This window comes from Bacillus sp. LJBV19 (genome assembly GCF_017797845.1).
GTDB lineage: Bacteria > Bacillota > Bacilli > Bacillales > Bacillaceae > Bacillus > Bacillus velezensis.
This window is the reverse complement of sequence record NZ_CP072563.1, coordinates 3141254-3155086: the sequence shown is the minus strand read 5'-3', so window position 1 is coordinate 3155086 and position 13833 is coordinate 3141254. Positions and strand designations below refer to the sequence as shown.

At 46.7% G+C, this 13833-nt stretch carries 13 protein-coding genes and 1 pseudogene; 7 read left to right on the top strand and 7 right to left on the bottom strand.

Annotated features, from left to right (window positions below):
* The first annotated feature begins 18 nt into the window (after nucleotides 1–18).
* Nucleotides 19–843, top strand: coding sequence for an ABC transporter ATP-binding protein (locus J6600_RS15375; RefSeq protein ID WP_014418835.1), 825 nt, complete (start codon nucleotides 19–21; stop codon nucleotides 841–843).
* A gap of 2 nt (nucleotides 844–845) precedes the next feature.
* Nucleotides 846–1113: pseudogene (locus J6600_RS15370) on the top strand (YusU family protein).
* A 192-nt stretch (nucleotides 1114–1305) separates the two neighbouring features.
* Here J6600_RS15370 and J6600_RS15365 read toward each other — a convergent pair.
* Both J6600_RS15365 and J6600_RS15360 read right to left on the bottom strand, forming a co-directional pair.
* On the bottom strand, nucleotides 1306–2346 hold the full coding sequence (locus J6600_RS15365) for a ketopantoate reductase family protein (RefSeq protein WP_014418834.1): 1041 nt from the start codon (nucleotides 2344–2346) through the stop codon (nucleotides 1306–1308).
* 13 nt (nucleotides 2347–2359) lie between these two features.
* Nucleotides 2360–3106, bottom strand: a complete 747-nt coding sequence (locus J6600_RS15360) for an acetoacetate decarboxylase (RefSeq protein WP_209387575.1) — start codon at nucleotides 3104–3106, stop codon at nucleotides 2360–2362.
* 121 nt (nucleotides 3107–3227) lie between these two features.
* Between J6600_RS15360 and J6600_RS15355 the strand changes: the two genes are divergently transcribed.
* Nucleotides 3228–4115 carry a LysR family transcriptional regulator gene (locus tag J6600_RS15355; RefSeq protein ID WP_209387574.1) on the top strand — a complete coding sequence of 296 codons (888 nt, stop codon included), beginning with the start codon at nucleotides 3228–3230 and terminating at the stop codon, nucleotides 4113–4115.
* A gap of 112 nt (nucleotides 4116–4227) precedes the next feature.
* Here the strand turns inward: J6600_RS15355 and J6600_RS15350 are convergent, their stop codons facing one another.
* The 4 genes from J6600_RS15350 to J6600_RS15335 form a co-directional block, all read right to left on the bottom strand.
* Nucleotides 4228–5823, bottom strand: coding sequence for an MDR family MFS transporter (locus J6600_RS15350; RefSeq protein ID WP_095270523.1), 1596 nt, complete (start codon nucleotides 5821–5823; stop codon nucleotides 4228–4230).
* Nucleotides 5824–5843: 20 nt separating this feature from the next.
* Nucleotides 5844–6305 carry a MarR family winged helix-turn-helix transcriptional regulator gene (locus J6600_RS15345; protein ID WP_003151828.1) on the bottom strand — a complete coding sequence of 154 codons (462 nt, stop codon included), beginning with the start codon at nucleotides 6303–6305 and terminating at the stop codon, nucleotides 5844–5846.
* A 138-nt stretch (nucleotides 6306–6443) separates the two neighbouring features.
* Nucleotides 6444–6776, bottom strand: coding sequence for a spore coat protein (locus tag J6600_RS15340; RefSeq protein ID WP_017418957.1), 333 nt, complete (start codon nucleotides 6774–6776; stop codon nucleotides 6444–6446).
* 11 nt (nucleotides 6777–6787) lie between these two features.
* Nucleotides 6788–7045 carry a hypothetical protein gene (locus tag J6600_RS15335; protein WP_061862549.1) on the bottom strand — a complete coding sequence of 86 codons (258 nt, stop codon included), beginning with the start codon at nucleotides 7043–7045 and terminating at the stop codon, nucleotides 6788–6790.
* A gap of 89 nt (nucleotides 7046–7134) precedes the next feature.
* On the opposite strand from J6600_RS15335, the gene J6600_RS15330 reads away from it, so the two are divergent.
* Entirely contained in the window at nucleotides 7135–8043 is a 909-nt protein-coding gene (locus tag J6600_RS15330) for a proline dehydrogenase family protein (protein ID WP_017418958.1), read from the top strand.
* A 29-nt stretch (nucleotides 8044–8072) separates the two neighbouring features.
* On the opposite strand, the gene J6600_RS15325 is transcribed toward J6600_RS15330, so the two are convergent.
* The gene (locus J6600_RS15325; protein WP_003151836.1) at nucleotides 8073–8213 is read right to left on the bottom strand and encodes a YuzL family protein; all 141 of its coding nucleotides are present in this window, start codon (nucleotides 8211–8213) and stop codon (nucleotides 8073–8075) included.
* 190 nt (nucleotides 8214–8403) lie between these two features.
* On the opposite strand from J6600_RS15325, the gene J6600_RS15320 reads away from it, so the two are divergent.
* Genes J6600_RS15320 through J6600_RS15310 form a run of 3 tightly spaced genes read left to right on the top strand, consistent with a single transcriptional unit; the run spans nucleotide 8404 to nucleotide 13763 of the window.
* Nucleotides 8404–10773, top strand: coding sequence for a 3-hydroxyacyl-CoA dehydrogenase/enoyl-CoA hydratase family protein (locus J6600_RS15320; protein WP_209387573.1), 2370 nt, complete (start codon nucleotides 8404–8406; stop codon nucleotides 10771–10773).
* 10 nt (nucleotides 10774–10783) lie between these two features.
* Nucleotides 10784–11959, top strand: a complete 1176-nt coding sequence (locus J6600_RS15315) for an acetyl-CoA C-acetyltransferase (RefSeq protein ID WP_015418168.1) — start codon at nucleotides 10784–10786, stop codon at nucleotides 11957–11959.
* Nucleotides 11960–11978: 19 nt separating this feature from the next.
* Nucleotides 11979–13763, top strand: a complete 1785-nt coding sequence (locus J6600_RS15310; protein ID WP_209387572.1) for an acyl-CoA dehydrogenase family protein — start codon at nucleotides 11979–11981, stop codon at nucleotides 13761–13763.
* Nucleotides 13764–13833 lie beyond the last annotated feature (70 nt).

Here is a 13833-nt window from a genome sequence, read left to right as displayed (position 1 = left end):
AAAGGAGCGGTTAGCGGTATGAGTGCAATTTCTACAGAGACGCTGAGCTTAGGGTACGGAGAAACTGTTATCATTGACGAATTGGATGTCGCGATTCCAAAAGGCGAAATAACTGTATTGATCGGAAGCAACGGCTGCGGAAAATCGACGCTTTTACGTTCATTGGCCCGGCTGATGAAACCGAGGGGCGGTTCTGTGCTTTTAGAAGGAAAAGCCATCGCTAAGCTTCCGACGAAGGAAGTGGCAAGAGAGCTCGCTATTTTGCCGCAGAGTCCGTCAGCTCCCGAAGGCCTGACGGTGCATCAGCTTGTGAAGCAGGGAAGATACCCTTATCAAAGCTGGCTGAAGCAATGGTCCAAAGAGGACGAAGACGCAGTGGCAAACGCGCTTAAAGCGACGAAGCTTGAGGAAATGGCCGACCGTCCGGTGGATTCCTTGTCAGGCGGACAGCGCCAGCGCGCATGGATTGCGATGACACTCGCTCAGGATACGGATATCATTCTGCTTGACGAGCCGACAACCTATCTCGACATGACGCATCAAATTGAAATTCTTGATTTGCTGTTTGAATTAAATGAAAAAGAAAAACGCACAATCGTCATGGTGCTGCACGACCTCAATCTGGCATGCCGTTATGCCCATTATCTGGTCGCCATTAAGGATAAACAGATTTACGCAGAGGGCCGTCCCGAAGAAGTCATCACTTGCGAACTTGTACAGCAGGTCTTTGCGATGAACTGCCAGGTAACGCAAGACCCGCTGTTCGGCACGCCGCTTTGCATTCCGCACGGACGCGGCAGATGTATCGTGCAGGAAGCGGCCCTCACCGCCCGATTGTCATAATCATGAAAAAGGGAAGGGAACGGTATGGAAGAGAAACTGCAGCAGCAGCTGGACGGCCTGCTTGAAAAATACACGGAACTATTGCTTGGCGAAACAAACCCGGATGTAAAGGAAGAAGTCAGGCAGTGGATTTTGTATACACATATCGCAAAAAGCATGCCTCCGCTCGTCAAACATTGGAATCAATCCTACCCGGACGCCAAAGAGGGCATCAAAGCTGCGATACAGCACATTAAACAGCTCAATGAAGCACACAGAAAAAAACAATAAAAAAGCTTTCGGCATCAAAGAGAGGTGCCGGAAGCTTTTTTTTCTGAAAAGGAATCAATAAAGGCGCCGTTCAATTCATAGCGAAGAACTTTAATGTAACTAACGCACCCGTTTGTTAACGTATATTTCTTCCGCTTGCTGAACCAAGAAAAAAGGACCGCCGCAGCAATCCCTTTCTCTCTTTCCTATATATCACATTTCCTTTCGGATACGTAATAACTCTTCAAATGCTTTTATATTTGTATCAAAATTGGGCACTGTTTGAGATTCCTCGGCACATTTGACTTGTGCTACAACCAAATCATGAAAAGGTGTTGAAATGCCAGTACCTTCTGCCATTTTGGGAATAACTCCATTAATATAATCAATTTCAGTTTTGCGTTTTTTCTCAAGATCCTGAAGCATACTTGCTCTTAGCAGCCTAGATGGTTCCATGGCTGACCTAAATGTTTGGATACGTTCAGGAATATCATTTTCGCTTCTTAATTCCAAAGATTCTAAATCAAGGCCGCCCATTTTCGCAAATTTGACACCATTGGCGTGTCCAACCTTAATCGTCTCATCTGCGATATGAACTGCACTAACAATGCCGATTTCATGGTCAAGAATGTCTCCGTATTCTCCGTTTAATGCTGCCGATAAACCACTGAATGCATTATTGATAAGTAATTTTGACCACTTCGTTCCAACTAAATTATCGGAAATATGTGTTCCGCCGATAAGGTCTAAAACCGATTTAATACGCTGGATTCTTTCTGTTGTTTCACCATGTAATTCTCCAATTTGAAAAGCGTACTCTTTAAATTGAGTATACTCAGTTGTAAGTCTGGATACGCCTGGTTCAATAAACGTAGCACCAAATTCAACAGAACCTGCAATAACACGTTCATCACCAACGATCGAAGCGACTTTCTGTTCAGGTATACCGTTTTGCAAGGAACATACTACACTGTCATCCTTTAAAAAAGGCAGTAACTCCTTAAGAATGGAGTCATTATATAATTGTTTCGTCAGAAGTAATATGAAATCATACTTGCCCGACTTGTTTTCAGGGGTAATGGCTTTCACCTTTGCTTGAAATTCCGTTGTACCAACTACTTTAGCACCTATTTGATTTAAAGTATCTACATGTTCTTTGTATGAATCAATCAATTCGACATCCATTCCGCCAGCAGACAGATATGCTCCAACAATGGTTCCTAAAGAACCTGCTCCTAAAACTGCAATTCTCATTGTAAACGTCTCCTTATTTTTCCTCTAAGTAGTTATAAACCGGCTTTGCTGCATTTAAGGTTAAATCCGTAATAATATGAGATGCTGAAACAACTTCTAGTACAGGCAAATCTGCAAGCGGTGCCAGAGCATGTTCAAATAATTGAAGCCGCGCCGGTCCAGTCCAGGCACCTTTAACTTCTATATTCGTTATTTGCGTTCGCACCAAATCACAAACCCTTAAATCACCATTGTAATCAGTAGCAATCTTCACCATAAAATTAGGTCGGCAAATTTCCCTTTTCGCTTTTTCCTTGTCCATTTCGAAATGTTTATATCCCATAGTCGCAGCTGCCACACGAAGACTGCCATAATCTAATGTGCCAACAAGAGTATCAGAGTCTATATACAGCTTAGGGGCACCCAATTTCTTTGGATATGCAGTAAGTTCCCGTCCGCTTGCAATAGCCGGGAAATTGTCTACATACATAGAATGTACATAATCCCCTTCTTCACCATTAAAGCTGACAGGGATGACTTGTCCCGCCTCAGTATAGGCACCAAGTCCGGAAACATCGGGCATCCACATCACTTCGAATTTCACTAAAGGTTCAGTAATTTCAAGAGGTTCCGGCACTGCCGCACGTAAAGCTTTTTCATCCGTTCGGTAAATAATATTAAGATATTCCCGGTTAACAAATTTATAGGTTGGGATAGGATAAGCAGGAGCCGTTAGTGGCGTATTTAAATTTTTTGCTATATCTTTCACATCAATTTTCATTGAATGACACCCTTTCCTTTTCTTTAACTATGCTATTATCTTACATCCGCATTTACATTTAATCTAATACATAATAAGGTATATATATATTTATTGAAATAAATGAGAGGGGTGCAGACAGATGGAATTGCTGCAGCTAAAATACTTTCAGACAGTTGCCTATACTGAACATATTTCTAAAGCAGCAGAACAATTAAAGATTGCCCAGCCTTCTTTAAGTCTCACTATAAAAAGACTTGAGAATGAACTGGGAACAACCTTGTTTGAGAGAAAAGGCAGAAATATTAAGCTGAGTTCAGCAGGGAAAATTCTTTTAAAACATGTAAACAGGATTTTTACTGAGATTGAAAATGCACAAACGGAAATTCAATTGGAGGAACATCAAATTTCTGACACCATCAGAATATCTATTTCCAATCCAAGATTCCTTGCAGGACTGATGAGTGAATATATCAACCGTTCCCCTCAATCAAAAATTCTCCAAGCAATCGGAGTTAAAAGCGAGATCATAACAAGTTTTAAAAAAGGGGACATTGATTTAGGAATAACAGGTCATCCGATTCAAGATGAAGAGATAGAGAGTTGTGTGCTGGTAAATGAAGATATCGTTCTGGCTTTGCCCTCAAACCACCGATTTACGGGTAAAACAGAAATTTCTTTACGTCTTGTAGCCGATGAACCATTTATTACCCTTGCTAATAATGAAGAGTACAGCGGTTTTACAGCCTCGCTTTGTGAGAAAGCCGGTTTCACCCCAAATATTGCATTTGAGGCAGATTCTCATTTACTGGTCGAGATTATAAAGCTGGATCAAGGTGTGGCGTTGCTTCCTATTTCAGTTTGCAGAACATTGGGGCTGAATTTTATAAAAGTGACTGATCACTCTGCTTCATATACAGTCGGCTTATCTTGGTTAAGACATAAGCTGTTATCTTCTTCGGTAAGAAATTTTCGGGACTTTATTATGTCGTACTATAAAGATAACTATGAAATGTTTAAGGTTTATTAAAGGGTTTCATCATTATTTTTTTGAATTTTTCCCCCAATTCCAATGAGGCGGAAGACTGGCCATTCCCAGATGATATAAAAAAATCCCGCGGCATCCGCGGGATTTTTCTTTGTTAAACGGCTTTCGCCTTTTCTTCTTGTTTGCCTGTCTTTTTGTTTGTCAGTTTAATTGATTTAACAAACAGCGTGAGGATCAATCCGGCAGCGATAAAGGCCAGGCCTGTGAAAAACACGCTGTGAAGCGAATCCATCAGTGACGTTTTCAAAACCGGCACGATATGGGAAGAAAATGCGGCCGGAATCTGCTTAATCGATTCCTGGCTGAACAAGGATTGAAGCAGCCCTTCAGGATTCTTGTCAATCATACCTTTAAACTGGGCAGCAAAGGCACTTGCCTGTTTCGGGAGTGAGTCTAAGTAAGGCACCAGTCTGTCGGTTAAAAGGCTTCCTGATCTGGCATTCATGACAGCGCCGAGCACCGTAATGCCGAACGTTCCCCCGATCATCCGGAAAAATTGGCTTGAAGAGGTCACAACACCCAGTTCTTCTTTTGAAAACGTTTCTTGCAGAGCGAGTGTGAGAAGCGGCATGACGAGCCCCATTCCCAGACCGATCACGGCCATATAGCACGTCGCCGCGAGCTTGCTTGTATCCAGCTGCAATGTCGTTAATAAGAAGAAGCCGACGGCCATGATCAGCATGCCGATCATGATTTGCGGTTTAATACCGATCTTATAAACCAACTGGCCTCCGATAATACTTGTGATAATCATAGATACCATCATCGGCGTCATAATCGTGCCGGACGCGGTGGCGCTGACTCCGATAATTCCCTGCATAAAGAAAGGAACGAACGTAACGGCGCCGAACATGCCGATACTCATGAAAAAGCCGATCAGATTCAGTACGGTAAACGTTCTGTTTTTAAACAGGTACATCGGCAGAATCGGCTCTTTTGCTTTGATTTCAGCGAAAATGAAGCCGACAATCCCGGCAAGCGCAAGCGCAAAGAGACCGAGAATCTGCCAAGAGCCCCATGCGTAATCCTTTCCTCCGAAGCTGAGCGCGAGGAGGAGGCTGACGATTCCGACGATCATTGTGAAAATGCCGGCGATGTCAAAGTTAATCGGCCCGGTCTGTTTTCTGCCTTGAAGTCCTCTTGCGATAAAGATCACGGCTAAAATTCCGACAGGCAGGTTGATATAGAAAACCCATTTCCAATTTAATGAGTCAACAATCCAGCCCCCGATTTGCGGGCCGATCACGGAAGCAAGCCCGTAAATCGCCCCGAAAAGCCCTTGGAACTTGGCACGCTGTTTCCCTGTGAACAAATCCCCGATGACGATCATAGCCATCGGCATCATGACACCGCCGCCGATTCCCTGAAGTCCGCGGAAAATAATCAGTTCCGTCATGTTGCCGGCCATTCCGCACAGTGCGGAAGCTCCCATAAAAATCAATAAACCTGACACATAGACGACGCGGCGTCCCAATAAATCTGCAAGTTTCCCCGCAATCGGAACGATCGTCGTCGAAGTTAAAAGATATGCCGTGGTCAGCCACGTCATCATGCTTAATCCCCCGAGGTCACCCACGATTTTAGGAATCGCCGTTCCTACGATGGTGCCGTCAAGGGCTGAGAAAAACATGGCGATGATTAAGCCGGTTATTAATAATGTGCGTTTTGGATCTTTCTTTTCAATGCTCATGTTTCGGCAGCTCCTCTATTCTATTCGTTTTCTTTTTGATCAGCCGCGTATTTCTCGGCGGCTTCCGCTACTTTGCGGATGATGTTCACGGACTGAATCAGTTCATCGTCAGTCAGAACGGACAGGTTTCGCGCCAGTATCGCTTTCCGTCCTTCCACAACATCTTCGAATTTTGTTTCGCCTTTTTTGGTGAGGCTGATGTCGATGACGCGTCTGTCCTGCTGGTTATGTTTGCGGACGATAAGTCCTTTTTGCTCGAGGCGGTCGGCCATCAGCGTCACTGCGCTCGGCTTTACCTCCATGCGTTCCGCAATTTCGGAAACTTTGCAGCTCCCGTGTTTTTTCAGGCTGGCTAAAACAAATAATTGGGCAGGCGTCACCTCGTGTTTTGCCATGCTTTCCACCATTTCAGGCTGTATGTTTTGCAGCAGCGTCTGAAGAGATTTCTGGATGTCAGACACATATTGATCCGCGTTTTTCATAACTCCTCCTCATCTTGTTCCTTGAGAAAATAATTAACATTAGTTAAATATAAATAAGGATTAATGATAAGTCAATCTTTTTGTGCAAAAATAAAAAAAGGATTGATGCTTGTCGAAAACATCAAATCCTTCTTCGTTTTACTGCTGATAGGGAGACTGCTGCTGAATGGTCTGCCGGAACTTCTCATACGATTGCTGAAGCTTTTGGGTATCGGCTGCTTCAATGGAATACCAGCCATTTTGAAACATCACATCGTATAATCTTCTTTGCGCTTTTTGTGACTCATCGAAAATCGCCTGAATATCTTGATAAAGAGACTCGTGGCTGAACTCGTGCAGGGCTGTGCAATATGAAGCCGTGATGTATTTTTCCGTCGTCAGCAGCTCATTCACCAAGTCTCTGTCATTCATTTGCGCCGTATTGGGCACGGGCGTTTGCGGATTCGTGATTTTTTGATTTTGCTGTTCCATGTATTGTCCTCCTATTGCATATAGCCTGTTGTTGTCTGTCCGCCTTGATCGGGGTTCAAGCGGTCCAATATGTGCTGATAATGCTTCTGATGCATCCGGCCGATCTGATCAAGCTCTTGTTTTAACGTCTGATTCTGACAGTGTTCCGCCATAAAATGCGCTTTTTTCATGGCAAGCAGATTCCAGTTCAGCATGTCCTCAAGATACAAATGGTCTTTCGTTGAGATGACGGCAGGCGGCAAGTTTCCGTGCTGCTCTTGGTTGTTCATATAAACGCCTCCTTCAATTCTGTTCTTTTTAGCTTTCTCTGCGATCAGGATTTCATACACAAATAAAAGAAAAAGGAGGGAGTTCATCTTTGCTGCGGAGCATATGTTTATTTTTGTCGAAAAATAAAATGCTTACAAAATTCGCCCAGGCTTACGGAATCCGCTTCGGCGCGGGAAGGTTCGTTGCAGGGGAAACACTCACGGAAGCTGTGAAAACGGTAAAGCGGCTGAACCAAAAAGGGCTGTCGGCTTCGATTGATTATCTAGGTGAATATGCGGGTTCAGAGAAGGATGCGAAAAGGACGGCGGAAGAATGTAAAAAAGCAATCAGGGCGATTGCCGAGAATCAACTGGATTGTGAGCTGTCTCTGAAATTAACATCCATCGGTCTGGATATTTCCGAGAAACTCGCGGAACAGCATGTCAGAGACATATTGACGGAGGCAAAAGAACGCTGCGTGCCTGTAACGATTGATATGGAGGACTATTCAAGATGCGGCCGTACACTCGAGCTGTATAAGCGGTGCAAGCCGGATTTCCCGATGCTCGGTACCGTCATTCAGGCTTATTTGTACCGGGCAGCTGAAGACATCAGCGGTCTGATGCCATACAAGCCGAGGCTCAGGCTTGTAAAAGGCGCTTATAAAGAATCGGCGGCCGTTGCATTCCCTGATAAAAAAGCAACCGATCTTCATTTTCAGCAGCTGATTAAGCTGCAGCTTTTGAGCGGCCATGAAACGGCGGTGGCGACTCATGATGATGACATCATTTCTTATACGAAAACACTCATCAGCGAACATCAAATTCCCCGGGAGCAGTTTGAATTCCAAATGCTGTACGGCATCAGAACGGAGCGCCAGAAGGAGCTTGCCGAAGAAGGATACAGGATGAGGGTGTATGTCCCGTACGGAACCGATTGGTACGGGTACCTGATGAGAAGAATTGCCGAGCGCCCGGCAAACGCGGCGTTTGTGCTGAAAGGGATCTTCAAAAAATAACGGCTGCTCCAAAAAGCAGCCGCAGCATGTTATTCCATGTTGTCTTTTTTATATTGCTGATTTTGGCTCGTCCGTTTGCCGCCGCCGTATTTTTGCTTCGGTCCCGCATTTCCTTTCATGCTGGCCGCGCTCACTGCGGCAGAAGACGGATCTTTTCTCCCTCGCACCATTCCCTTCACCTCCGGGTTTAAGTTTCCCGCCCGCGCCATGGAACATGCGGAAGCCGAAAAATTTAAAAAAATTCCATATTTGCTATTGAAGTCATCCTGAAAATCTTTTAAGATGAAAGAAGAAAAGGGTTTCATTTTTTTTGCCGAAAAAATGAATGACTATTCATTCAAAGTTCAAGGGGGATGACTCATGCACAAGTTTATAAAGAAAGCAGCCGTTCTCGGATCAGGCGTCATGGGGTCCGGAATTGCCGCGCACTTGGCTAACATCGGAATTCCCGTCCTGCTGCTTGATATTGTGCCAAACGAGCTGACAAAGGATGAGATGAAAAAAGGGCTGACATTAGAAAGCCCGGAGGTCCGCAGCAGGCTGAGCCGATCGGCCATGCAAAAGCTGCTGAAGCAAAAACCGGCGCCGCTGACTTCGGCTGCCAATCTCGACTATATAACGGCGGGGAATTTGGAAGATGACGCAGCTCAATTAAAGGATGCTGATTGGATTATTGAAGTCGTCGTCGAAAATCTTGACGTAAAAAAACAGATTTTCTCACTCGTTGATGAATACCGGAAACCGGGAAGCATCGTGTCGAGCAATACGTCCGGTATCTCCGTCACAAAAATGGCGGAAGGCCGATCTGCCGATTTTAAAGCTCATTTCTTAGGAACCCATTTCTTTAATCCGGCCCGCTACTTAAAGCTTCTGGAAATCATTCCGATTCAAGAAACAGATCCTGACGTGCTGGAGTTTATGACTTCATTTGCAGAAAACACGCTCGGGAAAGGTGTCGTCATCGCGAAAGACACGCCTAACTTTATCGCCAACCGCATCGGTACGTACGGCCTGCTGGTCACGGTAAGAGAAATGCTTTCTTCCGGCTGCCGCATCGGCGAGGTGGACACGGTGACCGGGCCTTTGATCGGCAGACCGAAAAGCGCGACCTTCAGAACCCTTGACGTTGTGGGGCTTGATACTTTCGCCCATGTGGCAAAAAATGTGTATGATAAAGCCGACGGCGCTGAAAAAGACATGTTTAAGCTGCCTGAATTTATGAATGACATGCTGAAAAACAATTGGCTGGGCAGCAAATCAGGCCAAGGTTTTTACAAAAAAGAAGGTAAAACAATATATGAACTTGATCCGCTGACCATGACATACGGTGAGCGCTCGAAAATGAAGACGCCCGCGTTAGAAGCCGCCAAACAGGCAAAGGGTGCCAAAGGTAAAATGAAAGCGCTTGTATATTCCGATGACCGCGCCGGACGCCTGCTTTGGAATATCACATCGCAAACACTTTTATACTCAGCCAGGCTTTTAGGTGAGATCGCTGATGATATTAAAGCAATTGATGACGCCATGAAATGGGGCTTCGGATGGGAGCTCGGACCGTTTGAGATGTGGGATGCCATCGGCGTCAGAAAATCAGCGGAGCGGCTCGAAGAAGAAGGCGCAGAAATCCCCGGCTGGGTGAAAGAAATGCTTGACCAGGGCCATGAAACATTTTATATGAAGGAAAACGGAACACCATTTTACTATTCAGACGGCCAATACAGGGCTGTGAAAGAAAATCCGAAACGGATCAGCCTGCAAACGTTAAAAGAAACAAAAGGCGTTATCACTAAAAACAGCGGCGCAAGTCTGATTGATCTCGGCGATGATGTCGCGCTGCTGGAATTTCATACGAAAAGCAACGCGATCGGCTTAGACATTATTCAGATGATTGACAATGCGCTTGAGGAAACCGAGCGGAATTATAAAGGACTTGTCATCGGAAACCAAGGCAGACATTTCTGCGCGGGGGCAAACCTTGCGATGATTTTGATGGAAGCTCAGGATGATAACTTCATGGAAGTCGATTTTGTCATCCGCCGTTTTCAGCAGACGATGCTGAACATCAAATACAGCGCTAAACCCGTTGTCGCGGCGCCATTCGGGATGACACTCGGCGGCGGCACGGAAGTCTGTCTCCCGGCGGCACGCGTTCAGGCGGCGAGCGAATCGTATATGGGTCTTGTTGAAACCGGCGTCGGCCTTATTCCGGGCGGCGGAGGAAACAAAGAGCTGTACATGAATTATTTGAACGGCGGAAGTGAACTGATGGACGCGGCCATTAAAACCTTCGAAACAATCGCGCTTGCCAAAGTGTCCGGTTCGGCACACGAAGCCCGTGATATGCAAATTTTGTCCGCGGCAGACCGTGTCAGCATGAATCAGGATCACCTGCTGCACGATGCGAAACAGCTGGCTGCTTCCTTATATGACAGCGGATACCGCCCGCCTGCCCGCAAAAAAGTGAAAGTCACCGGAGAAACCGGCTGTGCGGCATTACTGCTCGGAGCAGACCAAATGAGACGGTCGGGTTATTTATCCGATCACGATATGAAGATTGCGAAGAAGCTGGCCCATGTCATTGCCGGCGGAAGAGTCCCGTTCGGCACGGAGGTTTCAGAAGAATATTTACTCGAGATTGAAAGAGAAGCCTTTTTAAGCCTCGCTGGCGAGGCGAAATCTCAAGCGAGAATGCAGCATATGCTCGTCAAAGGCAAACCTTTACGGAACTAGGAGGGTGTTTATGAGAGAAGCAGTCATTGTGGCCGGTGCGAGAACCCCGGTCGGTAAAGCGAAAAAAGGATCGCTTGCAGCCGTTCGTCCTGATGATTTAGGCGCGCTTTGTGTAAAAGAAACGCTGAAACGGGCAGGCGGCTATGAAGGAAACATCGATGACTTAATTATCGGCTGTGCAACACCTGAAGCCGAACAAGGATTAAATATGGCGCGGAATATCGGTGCACTGGCGGGGCTTCCTCATACGGTGCCGGCCATTACGGTGAACCGCTACTGCTCTTCCGGGCTCCAATCCATCGCTTACGGTGCTGAAAAAATCATGATCGGCGCGGGTGACACCGTCATTGCGGGCGGTGCGGAATCCATGTCGCAAGTTCCGATGATGGGGCATGTGACACGGCCGAATATCGCTTTGGCGGAGCATGCGCCTGAGTATTACATGAGCATGGGGCACACAGCGGAGCAGGTCGCCGAAACGTACGGCGTATCCAGAGAAGACCAGGATGCATTTGCCGTCCGCAGCCATCAGAATGCCGCAAAAGCCCTTAAAGAAGGCAAATTCAATGACGAAATCGTGCCGGTTGAAGTATCGCTGACAGAAGTCGGTGATGACCATAAGCCGCGGAAAAAACAATTTATCTTTTCTCAAGATGAAGGCGTTCGTCCCGGCACATCGGCTGACGTCTTGGCGAAGCTCCGTCCGGCTTTTTCTAAAACGGGAACCGTGACGGCCGGGAACTCTTCACAAACAAGTGACGGCGCGGCGGCTGTCATGCTGATGGATCGCGAAAAAGCATCGTCGCTCGGATTGGCGCCGCTTGTCAAATTCCGTTCGTTTGCCGTAGGCGGCGTTCCGCCTGAGGTAATGGGGATCGGTCCGATTGAAGCCATTCCGCGGGCGCTCAAGCTTGCCGGACTCGAATTACAGGATATCGGACTTTTTGAATTGAATGAGGCCTTTGCTTCACAGGCCATTCAAGTCATCAGATCGCTTGGGATAGATGAAGAAAAGGTGAACGTCAACGGAGGCGCCATCGCGCTCGGACATCCGCTCGGATGCACGGGAACGAAGCTGACCCTGTCACTCATTCATGAAATGAAACGGAGAAACGAGCAATTCGGCGTGGTGACGATGTGCATCGGAGGCGGCATGGGCGCTGCCGGCGTATTTGAGCTCATTTAAAACAAGGGGGAAACGAAGCATGAAACAGGAAACGGTCAACGTCAAAAAAGGCGGCAGCTTTCTGATTGAAGAGACGGGATATGATCAAATATTCACTCCGGAGGACTTTACAGACGAACATAAAATGATCGGCAAAACGACAGAAGACTACGTCGTAAACGATGTGCTTCCTTATATTGATGAAATTGAAAACCATCAGTTCGAGCATTCGGTCAGACTGCTAAGAAAAGCCGGAGATCTCGGCCTCCTCGGAGCAGACGTGCCTGAAGAGTACGGCGGCATCGGCCTGGATAAAATCAGTTCAGCCTTCATTACGGAAAAGTTTTCACGTGCCGGCAGCTTTTCGCTGTCTTACGGCGCTCACGTCGGGATCGGCTCATTGCCGATCGTGTTCTTCGGAACGGAAGAACAGAAAAAAACCTATTTGCCGGACTTGGCTTCAGGACAAAGAATCGCGGCATACGCCTTAACTGAGCCCGGTTCAGGTTCAGATGCCCTCGGCGCGAAAACCACGGCTGTTTTGAATGAAGCGGGCACACACTATATTCTTAACGGAGAAAAGCAATGGATTACAAACTCCGCCTTTGCAGATGTCTTTGTCGTCTACGCTAAAGTGGACGGAGATAAATTTTCCGCATTTATCGTAGAAAAGAACTATCCGGGCGTGTCAACGGGCCCGGAAGAGAAAAAAATGGGGATTAAGGGTTCATCGACAAGAACGCTGATTTTAGATCAGGCGGAAGTCCCGAAAGAAAACCTTCTCGGCGAAATCGGAAAAGGCCATGTCATCGCTTTTAATATTCTGAATATCGGGCGCTACAAGCTTGCCGTCGGCACAATCGGCGCTTCAAAACGGGTGATTGAGCTGTCTGCCTCTTATGCAAACCAGCGCCGGCAATTTAAAACGCCGATCTCAAGCTTCACGCTCACTCAGGAAAAGCTTGCGACGATGTCAGCTCGGCTTTACGCCATGGAGAGCTCTGTATACAGAACAGTGGGCTTATTCGAAGATAATATGAGCAGACTGACGGAAGAGGAGCAAAAAGACGGACGCGAAGTCGCGAAGTCAATCGCCGAGTACGCGATTGAATGCTCGCTCAACAAAATGTGCGGTTCTGAAACGCTTGATTACATTGCCGATGAAGGCGTTCAAATTCACGGCGGTTACGGATTTATGCAGGAATATGAAGTGGAGCGCGCCTATCGCGACTCAAGAATCAACAGAATTTTTGAAGGCACAAATGAAATCAACCGCCTGATCGTAACGAGCACGTTCCTGAAAAAAGCCGTAAAAGGTCAGCTGCCGCTCTTTGAAAAAGCAAAAGCGCTCCAAGAAGAACTCATGATGCTGATGCCTGAAGAGCCGGGCTCAGAACCTCTTGAACAGGAAAAATACATTGTCAGACAGGCGAAAAAGATCGCCCTCTTGACAGCGGGTCTCGCGGCGCAGAAATACGGCAAAGAGATCGAAGGCGAGCAGGAAATCATGGTGAACATTGCGGATATTGTCAGCGCGCTGTACGCTTTGGAATCTGCCGTCCTCAGAACGGAAAAAGCAATTGCGGCGGACGGTGCCGAAAAAGCCGCGCAGAAGCTGTTATATACGGAAATCTTTGCCCAGGAAGCCCTTCAGACCATTGAAGCGCACGCCAAAGAATCACTGATCGCCATGGAGGAAGGAGATTCCCTCCGCATGATGCTTTCCGTGCTGCGCAAACTGACGCGTCTGACGCCGAAAAACCTCATTCAGAAAAAACGTGAAGCGGCAGCCGCCGTCTTTCGTGAAGAAAAATATACGGTCTGATCACATGCTGAAAGCGCTCCTTCATCAGGGGCGCTTTTTCATGAAGCAACGTTATAGGTTTTTACAAGTG

What these genes read in the sequence shown, in the direction of transcription:
- J6600_RS15335 (WP_061862549.1), bottom strand. Translation starts at nt 7,045, where the DNA reads ATGAACAACCAAGAGCAGCACGGAAACTTGCCGCCTGCCGTCATCTCA.
- J6600_RS15340 (WP_017418957.1), bottom strand. Translation starts at nt 6,776, where the DNA reads ATGGAACAGCAAAATCAAAAAATCACGAATCCGCAAACGCCCGTGCCC.
- J6600_RS15375 (WP_014418835.1), top strand. Translation starts at nt 19, where the DNA reads ATGAGTGCAATTTCTACAGAGACGCTGAGCTTAGGGTACGGAGAAACT.
- J6600_RS15310 (WP_209387572.1), top strand. Translation starts at nt 11,979, where the DNA reads ATGAAACAGGAAACGGTCAACGTCAAAAAAGGCGGCAGCTTTCTGATT.
- J6600_RS15355 (WP_209387574.1), top strand. Translation starts at nt 3,228, where the DNA reads ATGGAATTGCTGCAGCTAAAATACTTTCAGACAGTTGCCTATACTGAA.
- J6600_RS15315 (WP_015418168.1), top strand. Translation starts at nt 10,784, where the DNA reads ATGAGAGAAGCAGTCATTGTGGCCGGTGCGAGAACCCCGGTCGGTAAA.
- J6600_RS15345 (WP_003151828.1), bottom strand. Translation starts at nt 6,305, where the DNA reads ATGAAAAACGCGGATCAATATGTGTCTGACATCCAGAAATCTCTTCAG.
- J6600_RS15325 (WP_003151836.1), bottom strand. Translation starts at nt 8,213, where the DNA reads ATGGTGCGAGGGAGAAAAGATCCGTCTTCTGCCGCAGTGAGCGCGGCC.
- J6600_RS15350 (WP_095270523.1), bottom strand. Translation starts at nt 5,823, where the DNA reads ATGAGCATTGAAAAGAAAGATCCAAAACGCACATTATTAATAACCGGC.
- J6600_RS15365 (WP_014418834.1), bottom strand. Translation starts at nt 2,346, where the DNA reads ATGAGAATTGCAGTTTTAGGAGCAGGTTCTTTAGGAACCATTGTTGGA.
- J6600_RS15320 (WP_209387573.1), top strand. Translation starts at nt 8,404, where the DNA reads ATGCACAAGTTTATAAAGAAAGCAGCCGTTCTCGGATCAGGCGTCATG.
- J6600_RS15360 (WP_209387575.1), bottom strand. Translation starts at nt 3,106, where the DNA reads ATGAAAATTGATGTGAAAGATATAGCAAAAAATTTAAATACGCCACTA.